Source organism: Hoeflea ulvae, assembly GCF_026619435.1.
GTDB lineage: Bacteria > Pseudomonadota > Alphaproteobacteria > Rhizobiales > Rhizobiaceae > Hoeflea > Hoeflea ulvae.
This window is the reverse complement of sequence record NZ_JAOVZQ010000001.1, coordinates 657,546-671,689: the sequence shown is the minus strand read 5'-3', so window position 1 is coordinate 671,689 and position 14,144 is coordinate 657,546. Positions and strand designations below refer to the sequence as shown.

Below are 14,144 nucleotides of genomic sequence, written 5' to 3'. Positions count from 1 at the left end.
AAGAACCCGAACATGCAATTGACTCTTCACGCCATCGGCTCTTAACTCTTTGTTAACGAAGTTCGACGGCGTGGAGTATACCGGCAATGTTTTTCGGCCCGGGACAAAAGAGACTGACCTTGATCGCCCTGATGGCGCTGGTCGCGGTGCCCGCAGGGAGCATGGCCGCGGGCCGGTCCATGGAAACAGGCCGGGTGACATCGCAGCCGATCGGACATTACGAGTTCTGCAAGCAGTTCTCCGCCGAGTGCAAACCGGTCAAGGGTTCCTATGCCGCACCCAAGGTCACCGATTACGGGTGGGACGTGGTCAACGAGATCAACCGCGCCGTCAATTTCTCGGTGATGCCCAAGACCGATCTCGAAGTCTTCGGCAAGGAAGAGGTCTGGGCCTATCCAGACGTTGCCGGCGATTGCGAGGATTATGTCCTGCTCAAGCGGCACATGCTGATAGAACGCGGCTTTTCCGCCGCCGACACGCTGATCACCGTCGTGCGCAAGCCTGATGGCGAAGGCCATGCCGTGTTGACGCTGAGAACCTCCGAGGGCGATTTCGTGCTCGACAACCTGGTCGACGAGGTCAAGAACTGGCGCGACACCCCCTACCGCTATCTCAAGCGTCAGGCCTCGAACAATGCAGGCCGCTGGGTCACCATCGAAAATGGTTCGGATGTGCTGGTCGGGGCACTGAAGTAGACACACCCGCACAGGGCATTGCTCAGTCTGCGCCGGTTGCCGGGGCGGCCTGTGCCGCAGCCGCCCGTCTTTCTATGATGTGAAGCCCGCAAGCGGCCGCAACGCCGATGGCCGCCGTCAGCCCGAGCAGGGCAAATGTCGCGCCGATGCCGGCATGGCTGATGGCGAGTGCGGTGCAGATCGGGGCACCGGCCATGGCAAAGAGCCGGACCGTTGCCAGCTTGCCGGTCAGCGCGCCATAGCCCTCGGTGCCGAACAGGCGCGCCGGCAGGATCGCCCGGGCGATGAAGTTGAGGCCCTGGCCTATTCCGAAACTGGCGGCAAACACGATGACGACGAGCTCTCCGTCGAGCCACAGCGCCGCGGCGAGGCAGGCAAGGCCGAACAGCAGGGCGCCGCTGGAAATCACGCCCACCATCGACGAGGCGACCCGTTCGCCGGTCAGCATCTCGATCAGCCGCGACGCCACCTGCATCGGGCCGATGATCGCGCCGGCAAGGGCCGCAAGCGCCGCCGGGCGTCCCATTTCGTCGAGGATCAGGAAGAACGAGGTGTGCACCGCCGACATCAGAAAGCTGCTGCCGGAAAAGGCAATGGCCATCAGAACGAATGCCGCGGTGCGGCGGCCGGGCCGCAACAGGCCGGGATCGCTGAGCGCCGGCGCAACCGGATGCGGATCAAGGCTGCGGCCCGGCCGGCGCGGAATCAGCGCATGGATCGGCAAGGCAATGAGCAGGTTGGTCGCGGCGAGGATCAGGCAGACGCCACGCCAGTCCATGAAACCGAGCAGCCAGTGGATCAGCGGCCAGAACACGGTGGAGGCGAAGCCCGCGACCAGGGTGACATGGGCGATGGGCCGGCGCGCCTTCCGGCCATGAATGGCGGTCAGCGCGGCAAATCCGGTCTCGTACTGGACCATGCGCGCGGAGAATTCGATCAGCAGCATGGCGACGACGAAACCCGCCATCGACTGGACAAGCGACAGGTTGAACAGCGTCAGCGCCGCCAGACAGGACCCGGCGACCATCACCGGCCGGGCGCCGAAACGATCCATGGCACGGCCCACGAGCGTCGCCGTGACCGCGCTTGTGAGCAAGGCCACGGAGAATACGCCAAAGACAAAGCTGTTGCTCCAGCCCTGCGCCCGGGCGATCTCCGGGCCGAGAATGGCGAAGGGATAATACAGCGTGCCATAGCCGACGGTCATCGAAACGCCGATAAGCAGGGTCAGCGGTTCGATGCGGCGGGGCAGGTCGCTCACCGTGGAGCCCTTGCGCTGTCGCGCTTCAGGCGCGCCAGGCCGACCAGGGCAGACTTCGGGACAAGACCCCACTCCATCTATCCGGCTTCCATTGTCCCGCAGGTCCCGCGCGGGATGTTCACTCGCATTTGGCGCCCATACCGGCGACGCGGCGCAGGAACGAGAGCAGGCCGGGATGGTCTTCTTCAGAGGTCAGCTGCTTGAGTTCCTGGTACATCTGCTCGATATCGAGACCTTCGGGGGCGGATTCAGCGGCGACGGAAATCTTCTGGTGCGATGTCGGCGAAGCCGCCTCGACCGAGAAGAACAGCTCTTCATGCAGCTTTTCGCCCGGGCGCAGACCGACATCCTGAATGACGATATCGCCATTGGGATTGGCTTCGTCGCATACCGTCAGATTCGACAACTGGACCATCTTGACCGCCAGGTCCCGGATCCGCACCGGCTGGCCCATGTCGAGCAGGAAGATCCGGCCGGGGAAATCGCCGGCCTCGTCGTTGCGCCGGGCCAGGCTGCCGGCCTGGATGACCAGTTGCGCGGCCTCTTCGATCGACATGAAATAGCGGGTTGTTTCGGCATGGGTCAGGGTGATCGGCCCGCCCTTGCGGATCTGTTCCTTGAACAGGGGAATGACCGAACCGCTGGATCCGATGACATTGCCGAAGCGGACGGCGCAGAACACCTTTCCGCTGTTTCTAAGCCGCGCCTTTTCGGCGAAATCCTGGACAATCAGCTCGGCCAGGCGTTTGGAGGCGCCCATGACGCTCGATGGCCGCACCGCCTTGTCCGTCGAGATCAGCACGAACACCTCGACCCCGCTTTCAAAAGCAGCCGAAGCCACCGCATAGGTGCCGAAGGCATTGTTCTTGACGCCTTCGAACGGGTTGGCTTCCACCAGGGGCACATGTTTGTAGGCGGCGGCGTGGAACACCGTGTGGACCTTGTTCTCGTTCATCACCCGGCGCATCAAGGCGGCATCGGTGACCGAACCCAGGACCGGCACCTTTTCGAAGCCGGTCTGGCGGGCGAGCTCACGGTCGATCTGGTAGAGCGCGAATTCGCTTGAATCCATCATGATCAGCCTGGAAACGCCGACGGCACTGAGCTGGCGGCACAGTTCCGAGCCGATCGACCCGCCGGCTCCGGTCACGAGCACGCATTTGCCGCGGGTGTTGGTGGCCATCAGGCCCGGCTCGGGCGGCACCGCATCGCGGCCGAGCAGGTCGCCGATCTCGACATCGCGGATCAGGTCGACGGTGTGCTTGCCGTCGGCGATATCGACGAAGGCGGGAAGGATGCGGACGCGCAGGCCAAGCCCGGTCAACTGCTCGACCACCTCGGCGCGGCGGGCGGTGTTGGCGCTCCGCATCGTCACGATCGCTTCATTGATGTTGTTGCGGCTGACCAGGGACTCGAGTTCGGCCGGGTTCCTGATCTTGATGCCGCCGATGGTGGCGCCCCACAGGGTGGAATCGTCATCGACCTGGAAGATGGCGATCCGGTAGCTGCTCTGCTTCAGCGTCGCGGCGATCTGGCGTCCGGCATCGCCGGCCCCATAGACAAGGATATTGCGTTGCGGCGTCGGTTCGCGGGTGAATTCCAGGATCAGCCAGCGGGAGGTGTAGCGAAAGCCGGCCACCAGCAACAGCGACAGCAGCCAGAACAGCACCAGCACCGTCCTCGGCACCGCCGTCGATCCTTCAATCCGGACCAGGAAGGCCACCGCCGTCCAGACCACCGCCGTCAGGCCCACCGCCTTGAAAATCGTCCACAGCGCATGTTCGCCGACATAACGGGTGACAGAGGTATAAAGGCCGAAGGCAGACATGATCGGGATGCCGATGGCAGGTGCTGCCAGGATGAGAAGAACCTGGGTAATATCAGGGCTGTATAAAACGTTGAAACGAATGGAATAACCAAACCACACGGCACAAGCGAACAGGATGAAATCGAACCCGACGAGGATGGATTGCTTGGTGCGCCGATCTCTCGCGGCAAGCCAGTGGATCAACTTACCGATCATGCTTTCTGTCTCTTCCTGCTTGTCGTTATACTGCCAATAGGGGATTCATGGCGCCCCGCTCAATGGCACACAGCCCCGCACTTGGCAACTCAATGGCATGCTGTTGCGCGGCGCTTGAGGCCGGTTTTCGGGATATGTGTCGTGATCGCACCTATTCCGCTTCAAGCCGGCCGATCACCTCCGGACGCCGCCTGACCACCGCCGCCCGCATGGGCGGCTTGGCAGGCGCAACGCTACGGCGGACAGCTTGCGCTCACGCCGGTTCAGGCATTGCCGATCAGCAGGCCTGCGGCGAAGACCAGGGCGCCGCCCAGAACCACCTGGAAGATCGCCCGGCTCCAGGGCGTGTCCATCCAGTGGTTCTGGATCCAGGCGATGGCCCAGAGCTCGACAAACACCACGGCGATGGCAACGCTGGTGGCGATGGTGAAGTCCGGAATCAGGTAGGGAAGCGCATGGCCGAGACCGCCGAGCGCGGTCATGATGCCCGAGGCCAGCCCGCGCTTGACCGGAGATCCCCGGCCGGAGATCACCCCGTCATCATGGGCGGCTTCGGTGAAGCCCATGGAAATGCCGGCGCCGACAGAAGCGGACAGGCCGACCAGGAATGTGGTCCAGGTATCCCCCGTGGCGAAGGCGGTCGCGAAGATCGGCGCCAGCGTGAACACCGAGCCGTCCATCAGCCCTGCCAGTCCCGGCTGAACATAGGTCAGGATGAATTTGCGCCGGTAGGTCTCGGCCTCCTCGGCCTTGACGTCTTCCGGGGTGTGCTCCAGCCCCAGCCGCCGGGCCAGCGATTCATGGGCCTTTTCGGCCAGGGCCAGATCGCCGAGCAGCTTTCTGGTATCCGCGTCCTGCGTGCGCTGCGCTGCCGCCAGATAAAAAGTGTGCGCCTGGGCTTCCATGTCCTCGGCCGTCTGGCGGATCACGTCGACGGACTGGTTCCTGACCAGCCAGTCGGGCTTGCGTTCGTAATATCCGCGGACATGTTCGCGGCGGATGAGCGGAATGCGGTCGCCGAAGCGCTGCTTGTGGCGGTCAATCAGCCGGGCGCGGTGCACGCCCTCTTCCGCCGCCATTTCCTCGAACACCTTTGCCGATTGCGGATAGTCGTCGCGCAGGTGGTCGGCATAGGCGAGATAGATGCGCGCATCGTCCTCTTCAGACGAAATGGCGAGCGCAAGAATTTCCTGCTCGCTCAGGGACTCGAAGGGGCGACGGTTGAAGCCGGTGAAACGAGACAGCATGAGTCATTCCTTTTTTAGAATGATTCTAAACTAATCCGGTCCAGCCCGGTTTTCAAGCCGGGAAAACACAAAGTTGGAAGATCACGGGTTGATCCGGCGGCGCCCCCGGGCCACTTGTTGCACCATGACCGAAGCACGGGAAATGACCGACACCTTACTCGACCGGCTGGGACGTTTCCTGGCGCGGCGGCTGCATTCGGTCAATCCCGGATACGAGCCCTATACCCCGTCGGATCCGGTGACGCTGTCGCGCGCGCTCCGGCCCGGCGACATCCTGCTGGTGGAGGGCAACCAGAAAATCTCGGCGGCAATCAAGTATCTCACCCAATCGACCTGGTCGCATGCAGCCCTTTATGTCGGCGACGCGCTCAAGCCGGAAGCCGCGGGCGACGCGCCCTACCCGCAGCTCATCGAGGTCAATCTGGGCGAAGGCTGCGTGGCGGTGCCGCTGTCCAAGTACAGCCGCTTCAACACCCGCATCTGCCGGCCGGTGGGGCTCACGCCGGAAGACCGCGACGCGATCGTGCGCTACATGATCGAACGGCTCGGGGTCCGCTATGACCTGAAGAACATCTTCGACATGCTGCGCTATTTCATTCCGACCCCGCCGGTTCCGGTGCGGTGGCGGCGCCGCATGATCGCCTTCGGATCGGGCGACCCGACCCGCGCCATCTGCTCCTCGATGATCGCCCAGGCGCTCCAGTCGGTGCAGTATCCGATCCTGCCCGAGGTGACGCTGGCACCGGGCCGTCAGCATGCCGATTCGGATTACTCCCGCCGCGAGATCCTGCACATCCGGCATCATTCGCTGTTCGCCCCGCGCGATTTCGACCTCTCGCCCTATTTCCGCATCGTCAAGCCGACGCTCGAATATGGCTTCGACTACAAGCGGCTTGAATGGGGTCCGGCGAAACATCAGGACCCGGGCGCCAAACGCGAAGACGCTGCATCGTCTGAGTGAGCATCTGACGCGCCGGCTGACCGGCGCTGCCCGTTCCCGAAACCTTTCTCTTTCCTCTTGATAGCGTCCCGTCCGTCGCGGCCGCTCATCCCGCCTATGGGTAAGCTTGATGCACAAACATCATCATTGATGTTTGACACATCACTATTGCTGTTTTACAACGCTGTGATGCAGCATCGACCCAACAGAGCCGGATCATGATCACCGCATCGCAACTGCGCGCCGCCAGGGCGCTTCTGGGCATCGACCAGAAAACCCTTGCCGCCATGGCCGGCGTGTCGCTGCCGACAATCCAGCGGATGGAAGCCAGTGACGGCAATGTTCGCGGCATCATCGACACCCTGACCAAGGTGGCCGAGGCTCTCGACAAGGCCGGGATCGAGCTCATCGGCGACAATGCATCGAGCACCACCGGCGGCCGTGGGGTCAGACTGAAAGACCCGACACCGCCATCCTGAACGCAACACTGAACCTCACTCAAGTCGCGACGGCGACCGCCGACAACCCTGCCGACGATCACGCCGCTGAAATCTGGCAATTTTAGCAATGGGTTTTCGACATGCGCCAACCAAAGATCCTCACCACACTGCAGACCTACAACCTCAAGACCTTTGTCAGCGATCTGCTGGCAGGCGCAACGGTTGCCATGGTGGCGCTGCCGCTGAGCCTGGCCATTGCGATTGCGTCCGGGGCCGATCCGGCCAAGGGCATTGTCACCGCGATTGTCGGCGGCTTTCTGATTTCGCTGTTTGGCGGCAGCCGGGTCCAGATCGGCGGGCCGACCGGGGCCTTCATCGTCGTGGTGTTTTCCGTCATCGCCCAATATGGCTATGACGGGCTGGTGCTGGCCACCTTCATGGCCGGGATCATCCTGCTGGTGGGCGGATATTTCCGCGCCGGAAACCTGATCGCCTTTGTTCCCGAGGCGGTGGTCAACGGCTTCACCATCGGCATCGGCATCATCATCGCCACCAGCCAGCTCAAGGATTTTCTCGGCCTGAGCGTTGACCAGGAACCTGCCGATTTTCTCGAAAAGATCCCGGTGCTGTGGGAGGCGCGGGACACATTCAGCGCGGCAACGCTTGCCATTGCGCTGGTCACGCTGATCCTGATCGTGCTTCTGCGCCGCATTGCCCCACGATTTCCCGGCCTCATCGTGGCCGTCGGCGTGGGATCCGCGCTTGTGGCCTTCATGGCCTTGCCGGTCGACACGCTAGGCTCACGCTTCGGCGAGCTTCCGAGCCAGATTCCCTGGCCGCAACTGCCGGATGTTTCGCCCGCGCGGATGATCGAACTGCTTCCCTCCGCCTTCATCATCGCCTTTCTGGCGGGGGTCGAATCGCTGCTGTCGGCCATGGTCGCCGACAAGATGATCGAAGGGCAGCACCGGCCCAATGCCGAGCTGACGGCTCAGGGCATCGCCAATATCGGCTCGGCGCTGTTTACCGGCCTTCCTGCCACCGGCGCGATTGCGCGCACGGCGACCAACATCAAGGCCGGCGGCAAGACGCCGGTGGCGGGCCTCGTCCATGCCCTGGTGATCCTGCTGGTGATGATGTTTGCCGCGCCGCTGGCAAGCTATCTGGCGATGCCGGCGCTGGCCGCCCTGCTCATCGTCACGGCGTGGAACATGACCGAGCCGCACAAGTGGCGCGACTATGCCCGCGGCCGAAAAAGCGATGTGCTGCTTCTGCTGCTGACGCTGGTTCTGACCGTTCTGGTCGATCTGACCGTGGCCATCGGCGCCGGCGTCTCGATCGGCCTGGCGCTGCGCCTGAGCCGCCGCAAATCCGTCGAAACCGACTGGCACGCGCCTGACCGCTAGGTGCAGCAGGATACAGCGGACCTACTTCAGGCCGCCAGCCCGCGGGCGCCCCTGAGGGCGTAAAACACCAGATCGACCGGGGCGCCATCAAGCAGATAATGGGCCGGGCGGCAGCCGTCCCCGGCCATGCCGCAGCTTTCCATGATGCGCACCATGGCGGTGTTTGCCGCCATGCATCCGCCGGTCACCTTGAAGAGGTCCGGCCTGGCGACAAGGTAATCCAGCACCGTGCGCCAGGCATCCCTGCCATAGCCCTTGCCCTGAACGCCCTTGGCGCCGATGAGAATTCCGATATCGGCAATATGGTTGTTGGGATCATGCGTGGCGGTGATATTGCCGATATGCTCGCCGGTATCCGCCCTGACGATCGCCCAGAGCTGATGGGGCGACGTGTCGAACGAGGCGACAAAGGCCTTGCAGCTGTCAAGGCTGTGGCGCCGGTGCCGCTGTTCCGAATAGCGCATGACGGACGGATCATTGAGCCAGCCGACATAGTCTTCGGACAGATACCGGTCGGAGAACGGCTCCAGCAGCACATGTTGGCCCCTGAGGCGCTCCGCCCTGGCCATTACAGCTTGTGCCTCTGATCCCAGACCTTCTCGATCGCCCGCACGACGTCGTCGATGTCGGATTCCTGCATGCTCGGCACGATGAATTCATGCGAGATCAGCCGGTTGAAGTGCAAATCCTCGGCGACGGGGCACAGGCCGGGTCCGAAATCCTGCCTGGCATCCACCAGCGGGTTGAGATTGCCGCCCAGGGCGACGCGCTGCTGGAAGGCGGGCAGGTAATAGATCGGCCGGACATAGCCGGCGCCCAACTTGACGCCTTCCTTTTCGCGCAATTCGAAGCAGGGTAATTCGGCCTTCACCGCTTCTACAAAGCGATTGCGGTCAACCCCGGTCTCCATGTTCCACAGGCAGGGATGCACATAGAAGGAGTGCACGGCTCCGTCGCGCACCTTCGGCATGGAGAAGCCTTCGAAACCATCGAGCCTGCTTTCGAAATAACGGACCCTGTCCCAGCGGTCATTGAGGAGGCCGCCGAGCTTACGCAACTGGCACATGGCAATGGCCGCCTCGATCTCGGTCATGCGGAAATTGTGGCCGATCATGTTTCTGAGATCGGTGACTCCCATTGGGCCGACCACGCATTCGGCGTGATTGCGGATCAGCGAAAGGCGCTGGGCAAGATCATCGTCATTGGTAAGAAGAATGCCGCCCTCGCCGGAATGAATGTGCTTGTGATAATTGAGCGAGAACACGCCGATGTCGCCCAGAAGGCCCGCCTTCTCGCCGTTCAGCGAGGCACCCGGCGCCTGGGCGCAGTCCTCGATGATCTTCAGGTCATGCTTCTTGGCGAGCGCCCGGATTGCCGGCGCGTCGAAGGGCTGTCCGAACAGGTCGACGACAAGGATCGCCCTGGTATTGGGCGTTATCAGGCTTTCGATCGATGCCGGATCGAGGCAGAACATGTCGGCCTCGATATCGGCGAAGACCGGAAGCGCACCGTAAAACAGAGGCGCAGTGGCGGAGATCGACATCGAATAGCTGGTCACGATCACTTCATCGCCCGGGCCGATGCCGATGGCGCCGAGGGCCGCGATCAGGCCGGAGGTGTTCGAGTTGACGCACAGCGCATGGGCCGCGCCGAAATAGGCAGCCCATTCGGCCTCGCATTCGCGCACCACCGGTCCACCCATGAAATTCTCGTGATAGGCGCCGAGATAATTCGACAGCACGCCGCCATCGATCACCTTGGACACCGCGGCTTTTTCCTCTGCACCGGCGGTGACATAGGCAGGGAACAATGTGTCGCGGACTTTCTTGCCACCGTGAATGGCAAGCTCATTTAGGTTCATGTGCATGATATCGCTCCCTTAAGCCGATGGCGTGCCAGACAGTAAACCAAACAATGCATCATGTCTGAGGCCAAGGCTCTACTTAATTGACGGTTTCTTGATTTCCACGGCAAGGGCCAAAACATTTTCGGCCGCATCCCTGTGCCGGCTCAGCGCCGGTTGCGCCCGTCCCGGTGCGGCGGCCAGCCATTTCCCGATGGTTTCGTCAGTGCCGGCCTTGCGGTCATGAAAGAACACGCCCTGGCGGCGGGACAGGGTTCTCAGTCCCGCGACACAAAGGCCCGGCTGCAGCGACAGCGTCGGCCGGCCCAAAAGCCAGCTTTCGTAAAGCAGGATAGATGTCATGCCCGCCACGTGGCTGGCGCCATGCAGGCAGCTGCGGACCTGGTCTGCCGGGACAATCCTTACCGGCATGAAGCCGCCGTGGCGTTGCATCAGACCGGTCATGCGCGCCGTCACGTCGGCGCGGTCTTCGCGCGGGTGAGGCGCGACCCAGAGCGTCGCATCGTCAAACCTGCATCGGGCGAGCCCCGCCACCAGCGCTTCGGCAACCCCGGCCTCGTCATAACCCCGTCCCGATGGGCCCTGGTCGGCCCTGGCAGGCTCGGAGACGAACAGGATCCCGGTCTTGCCCGAAAGCGCCGGATAAGCCTGCGCCTCATCGGCGAGCGTCCCGAGATTTGGGTGCCCCGTGACATGGATAATGTGTTCGGGGACGCCGGCGGCAATCGCCTCGCCCTGCGCCAGTTCGTCCATTACCGCATAGGCATCGGGCACGATCCCGCTGATGCGCTCGGCATAGGATGACCAGTTGTCCAGCACGTGCAGGCAGGGCACACCGGCATGCCGCGCACGGGCCGCAGTCTGCACCGCTTTCTGATCGGAAACGCTGGTGGCGTAAATCAGCATGTCCATGCCGGTCACTGCGTCGAGGGCCTGATCGAAGCCATGCCAGGTCCAGGCCGGATCGCCTTCGGTGGCAAGAACGCCGTGCTGCAGGGCGCTGACGTGATGGCCGCGCGTGGACGCAAGCCGGGCCACGGGCAGGATCGAACGCGCCCCGCCGACATCTCCGGCGGCAAACAATATCCTCATGCCGCCAGCCCGCCCCTTGCGCTGACGCTTTCGAGAAGCGCCTGGGCGAACCAGGCCGTCTCGAAGGTCGACAGTTCCGGCGCCTGCGGGTCAGCCAGGGAACACAGCATGCGGTACATGGACTGGTTCATCGCCGTTTCCCCGTCTTCGACACCCTCAAGGCCTTGAGGTGGAGCCAGATGGAAAAAGCCCGGATAGCCCGGATTGGGGACGGCCTTTTCCCAGACCAGATCACGACCGCCGCGCACAAGCGACAGGCGGCCGCGACCATCGGTGATGCTCAGTTCGATGAGATGATAGGGCAGATCATGACCTGTCACCGTGACCGGATGACCCGCTAGGCTGAAGCCGAATTGCGGATTGCCGTTGGGACCCTTGCGCAGGTAGTCGAGCGGTGGAACCTCGGTGGCGCCGGTCAGGGCGCTGAGCAGATCGAGCATGTGCACGCCGTTGACCGCAAGCTGGCGGCTGTAGTTTACCGCGATGGAAATGTTTTCGGGCCGGGTTTGACTTGACGCGAGATGGCGCTTCATCTCGGCAAGCTGCGGCAATGCGCGGCGCGGATAGTTCACGCAGGTCCGCGGCGGTTGCGGCATCGACTGGATGCGCTCGAGAAGACGCGAATAGTCATCGAGTTTCAGCGTCACCGGCTTTTCGATCCACAGCCGTGGCACATTGGCATCCAGACAGGCAGCGATGTGGAGAGCGTGATGCTCCGACGGAGAGGCGATGGCGACCAGATCGAGATTTTCCTTGAGAAAGGCGTCCAGATCATCGTGGAGCGCGACCTGCGCGTTCCCGGCATGGCCGGTGCGAAATGCGGCACGCGCCTCCGTCACGGGGTCATAGGCTGCAACCAGCTCGGTGTCGGGATGGCGTGCAAAGCACGAGGCATGGGTAAGCGCCGGCGCCGTGCTGTCCCAGTGACCACCGTCATAGCCCCAGGCAATGCGGCCCAGGCCGATGATGCCGACGCGCAGTGTCATTTCCGTTCCCGTATCTCGCAGGGCACGCCAATGGCGGTCGCGCCGGGAGGAACATCGCACAGAACCAGCGAATTGGCAGCCACCTGCGCGCCCTTGCCGACGGTGACGGGCCCCAGGATCACCGCGCCTGTGCCGAGGACGACATCATCCTCGATGACCGGTCGGGTGGACAGGTCAAACGCGCCGTCATAGCTGCGGGCCCCGAGCGTCACATTCTGGAAAATGATCACGTTGGCGCCGATCCGGGCCGAGCCGAGCACAATGCCGCCCGGATGCGGCAGCACCAGCCCGGGCGCGATGTCGACGCCCTTCGGGGCCTCGACCCGGAACCACCACAGGACAAGGAGCCGGAGGAGGGGCGCCAGCAGCGAAACCGGGCCTTGCTCCAATGCGCGCGCACAGCGGATCAGGGCGACGGGAAGGGATCTCGGATTGACGAACATGCGCCACAGCGGCGCACCCTCGGGCCGCTGGGCCAGCCGCAGGTAATGATCGAAATCGCCACGCAGGGTGGAGGACAGGTTGCTCACTTTTTCTCGCCCGCTGTTGCATTGGCGCCGGCCTCACCCGACTTTTCGATCAGGGCGGAACTCAGCCTGAGATAGCCGTACCATTTCCAGTTCATCGCCCGAAGCAAAACATCGAGCGGCCGCAACAGGCATGGCCATGACGACAGCTTCATCAAAAGCGCGCTATAGGCGCTGTAGGCGGTCCTTTCCAGGGCCGAGCGGAACGGCCGGGTCTCGAGACGGTAGAGACGGACAATATCGCCGGCGCCGGGCGCAGGAAGATCCGCGCCTTGCAGCGCATTGGCGATGTCATCGAACGAGGTGGCGGCACAGGTTCCGGCCGGCAGATCCTCGACAGAGGCATGGACAAGCCCGATGCGCACAATCCTCGCACCCAGAATTTGCCGCGCCAGGTCCTCAGCCGTGCGCTTTACGGTCGGATAGGTGTAGCACCGGGTGTGATCCACCACATTTGCGGTGGCCGTCGACACATAGACAAACGACCCCTTGCAGGCCTGTGACAACCGCTCGAAGAGGTGGCGGTTCTCGGCGTCATCCCGCGAAAACGAGAATATCCAGACCGTGTCGTCCGGGCGGAACTCGAAATCACCGATATCCGCATGCCCGATTGCCGTGACGCAGGCCATCTTGCGTGGCGCAAGAGCCTTCCAGATCGAAGAATTGCGCCCGATGACGACAGATCTTGCGGGGGCGGCGGCGGGCGTCTCAGACATAGGAGCGGAAATAGTGGATCGTGCGCTCGAGACCTTCGTCAAGGCTGACTTTGGGCTGCCATCCGAGCGTCGACTTGGCCTTGGAAATGTCCGGGCATCGCTGCAGCGGATCATCCGAGGGAAGCGGCATGTGGTTCAGCTTCGAGCTTCCTCCGATCATCGCCAGCACCTTTTCGGCAAGCTCCAGAATGGTGAATTCGGACGGGTTGCCGATGTTGATCGGGCCGGTGACACCGTCTTCGGCATTCATCAGCCGCATCATGCCGTCGATCAGGTCGTCGACATAGCAGAAGGACCGTGTCTGGCTGCCATCGCCGTAAATGGTGATGGGCTCACCCTTGAGCGCCTGCATGATGAAGTTGGAGACCACACGGCCGTCATTGGGATCCATTCGCGGGCCATAGGTGTTGAAGATGCGCATGACCCGGATCTCGACGCCGTTCTGCCTGCGGTAATCGAACAGCAGCGTCTCGGCGCAGCGCTTGCCTTCGTCGTAGCAGGAGCGGATGCCGATCGGATTGACATGGCCCCAGTAGCTTTCCTCCTGCGGATGGACTTCCGGGTCGCCATAGACCTCTGATGTCGAGGCCTGCAGAAGCGTGGCGTTGCAGCGCTTTGCCAGTTCCAGCATGTTCAGCGCGCCGAAGACCGAGGTCTTCATCGTCTGGATCGGGTCGCGCTGGTAATTGACCGGTGAAGCCGGGCAGGCGAGATTGTAGATCGCATCGGTCTGCACATGCAGGGGCTGGATCACATCATGCCGCATCAGCTCGAAATTCGGTTTTGCCTGCAGATGTTCCACATTGCGGCGGCGGCCGGTGTAAAAATTGTCGAGGCACAGAACCTCGAGATCCTGCTCGACCAGGCGGTCGCACAAATGGCTTCCGAGGAAGCCCGCACCGCCGGTTACCAGAATACGTTTCTTGTCATAGCTCACAGGAGGTCTC

14 protein-coding genes are annotated in these 14,144 nt (G+C 62.8%); 4 read left to right on the top strand and 10 right to left on the bottom strand.

Features of this window, described 5'->3' with window-relative positions:
- Nucleotides 1–86 precede the first annotated feature (86 nt).
- Entirely contained in the window at nucleotides 87–695 is a 609-nt protein-coding gene (locus OEG82_RS03270; protein WP_425497528.1) for a transglutaminase-like cysteine peptidase, read from the top strand.
- Between the two features lie 22 nt (nucleotides 696–717).
- On the opposite strand, the gene OEG82_RS03265 is transcribed toward OEG82_RS03270, so the two are convergent.
- From OEG82_RS03265 to mbfA, 3 genes are all read right to left on the bottom strand, one after another.
- Nucleotides 718–1,956 (bottom strand): MFS transporter, encoded by a 1,239-nt coding sequence (locus OEG82_RS03265; protein WP_267611041.1) that lies wholly within the window; start codon nucleotides 1,954–1,956, stop codon nucleotides 718–720.
- A 118-nt stretch (nucleotides 1,957–2,074) separates the two neighbouring features.
- Nucleotides 2,075–3,979, bottom strand: coding sequence for a polysaccharide biosynthesis protein (locus OEG82_RS03260; protein WP_267611040.1), 1,905 nt, complete (start codon nucleotides 3,977–3,979; stop codon nucleotides 2,075–2,077).
- Nucleotides 3,980–4,242: 263 nt separating this feature from the next.
- Nucleotides 4,243–5,226 carry an iron exporter MbfA gene (gene mbfA / locus OEG82_RS03255; protein WP_267611038.1) on the bottom strand — a complete coding sequence of 328 codons (984 nt, stop codon included), beginning with the start codon at nucleotides 5,224–5,226 and terminating at the stop codon, nucleotides 4,243–4,245.
- Nucleotides 5,227–5,368: 142 nt separating this feature from the next.
- Between mbfA and OEG82_RS03250 the strand changes: the two genes are divergently transcribed.
- From OEG82_RS03250 to OEG82_RS03240, 3 genes are all read left to right on the top strand, one after another.
- On the top strand, nucleotides 5,369–6,187 hold the full coding sequence (locus OEG82_RS03250) for a C40 family peptidase (RefSeq protein ID WP_267611037.1): 819 nt from the start codon (nucleotides 5,369–5,371) through the stop codon (nucleotides 6,185–6,187).
- Between the two features lie 197 nt (nucleotides 6,188–6,384).
- Nucleotides 6,385–6,645, top strand: a complete 261-nt coding sequence (locus tag OEG82_RS03245) for a helix-turn-helix domain-containing protein (protein ID WP_267611036.1) — start codon at nucleotides 6,385–6,387, stop codon at nucleotides 6,643–6,645.
- A gap of 101 nt (nucleotides 6,646–6,746) precedes the next feature.
- Nucleotides 6,747–8,012: a SulP family inorganic anion transporter gene (locus OEG82_RS03240; protein WP_267611035.1), complete on the top strand. Its 1,266-nt coding sequence runs from the start codon at nucleotides 6,747–6,749 to the stop codon at nucleotides 8,010–8,012.
- 26 nt (nucleotides 8,013–8,038) lie between these two features.
- Here the strand turns inward: OEG82_RS03240 and OEG82_RS03235 are convergent, their stop codons facing one another.
- The 7 genes from OEG82_RS03235 to OEG82_RS03205 all read right to left on the bottom strand — a co-directional run bounded on the left by OEG82_RS03235 (nucleotide 8,039) and on the right by OEG82_RS03205 (nucleotide 14,134).
- Nucleotides 8,039–8,581 (bottom strand): GNAT family N-acetyltransferase, encoded by a 543-nt coding sequence (locus tag OEG82_RS03235; protein WP_267611034.1) that lies wholly within the window; start codon nucleotides 8,579–8,581, stop codon nucleotides 8,039–8,041.
- Nucleotides 8,581–9,879, bottom strand: coding sequence for a DegT/DnrJ/EryC1/StrS family aminotransferase (locus tag OEG82_RS03230; RefSeq protein WP_267611033.1), 1,299 nt, complete (start codon nucleotides 9,877–9,879; stop codon nucleotides 8,581–8,583). Before OEG82_RS03230 ends, OEG82_RS03235 begins: the two co-directional genes overlap by 1 nt.
- 72 nt (nucleotides 9,880–9,951) lie before the next feature.
- A complete protein-coding gene (locus tag OEG82_RS03225) occupies nucleotides 9,952–10,968 on the bottom strand; it encodes a hypothetical protein (protein ID WP_267611031.1) in 1,017 nt (338 codons plus the stop codon).
- Nucleotides 10,965–11,954 carry a Gfo/Idh/MocA family protein gene (locus OEG82_RS03220; protein WP_267611030.1) on the bottom strand — a complete coding sequence of 330 codons (990 nt, stop codon included), beginning with the start codon at nucleotides 11,952–11,954 and terminating at the stop codon, nucleotides 10,965–10,967. The genes OEG82_RS03225 and OEG82_RS03220 overlap by 4 nt, the downstream gene beginning before the upstream one ends.
- Entirely contained in the window at nucleotides 11,951–12,484 is a 534-nt protein-coding gene (locus OEG82_RS03215) for a serine O-acetyltransferase (RefSeq protein WP_267611029.1), read from the bottom strand. The genes OEG82_RS03220 and OEG82_RS03215 overlap by 4 nt, the downstream gene beginning before the upstream one ends.
- Complete coding sequence (locus OEG82_RS03210) at nucleotides 12,481–13,197, bottom strand: hypothetical protein (RefSeq protein ID WP_267611028.1); 717 nt, start codon at nucleotides 13,195–13,197, stop codon at nucleotides 12,481–12,483. Before OEG82_RS03210 ends, OEG82_RS03215 begins: the two co-directional genes overlap by 4 nt.
- Nucleotides 13,190–14,134 carry a UDP-glucuronic acid decarboxylase family protein gene (locus OEG82_RS03205; RefSeq protein WP_267611027.1) on the bottom strand — a complete coding sequence of 315 codons (945 nt, stop codon included), beginning with the start codon at nucleotides 14,132–14,134 and terminating at the stop codon, nucleotides 13,190–13,192. Before OEG82_RS03205 ends, OEG82_RS03210 begins: the two co-directional genes overlap by 8 nt.
- Between the last annotated feature and the right edge of the window lie 10 nt (nucleotides 14,135–14,144).

Bases quoted from the DNA above. Each gene is read 5' to 3' on its own strand.
- OEG82_RS03270 (WP_425497528.1), top strand. From the start codon at position 87: ATGTTTTTCGGCCCGGGACAAAAGAGACTGACCTTGATCGCCCTGATG.
- OEG82_RS03260 (WP_267611040.1), bottom strand. From the start codon at position 3,979: ATGATCGGTAAGTTGATCCACTGGCTTGCCGCGAGAGATCGGCGCACC.
- mbfA (WP_267611038.1), bottom strand. From the start codon at position 5,226: ATGCTGTCTCGTTTCACCGGCTTCAACCGTCGCCCCTTCGAGTCCCTG.
- OEG82_RS03250 (WP_267611037.1), top strand. From the start codon at position 5,369: ATGACCGACACCTTACTCGACCGGCTGGGACGTTTCCTGGCGCGGCGG.
- OEG82_RS03245 (WP_267611036.1), top strand. From the start codon at position 6,385: ATGATCACCGCATCGCAACTGCGCGCCGCCAGGGCGCTTCTGGGCATC.
- OEG82_RS03240 (WP_267611035.1), top strand. From the start codon at position 6,747: ATGCGCCAACCAAAGATCCTCACCACACTGCAGACCTACAACCTCAAG.
- OEG82_RS03235 (WP_267611034.1), bottom strand. From the start codon at position 8,581: ATGGCCAGGGCGGAGCGCCTCAGGGGCCAACATGTGCTGCTGGAGCCG.
- OEG82_RS03230 (WP_267611033.1), bottom strand. From the start codon at position 9,879: ATGCACATGAACCTAAATGAGCTTGCCATTCACGGTGGCAAGAAAGTC.
- OEG82_RS03225 (WP_267611031.1), bottom strand. From the start codon at position 10,968: ATGAGGATATTGTTTGCCGCCGGAGATGTCGGCGGGGCGCGTTCGATC.
- OEG82_RS03220 (WP_267611030.1), bottom strand. From the start codon at position 11,954: ATGACACTGCGCGTCGGCATCATCGGCCTGGGCCGCATTGCCTGGGGC.
- OEG82_RS03210 (WP_267611028.1), bottom strand. From the start codon at position 13,197: ATGTCTGAGACGCCCGCCGCCGCCCCCGCAAGATCTGTCGTCATCGGG.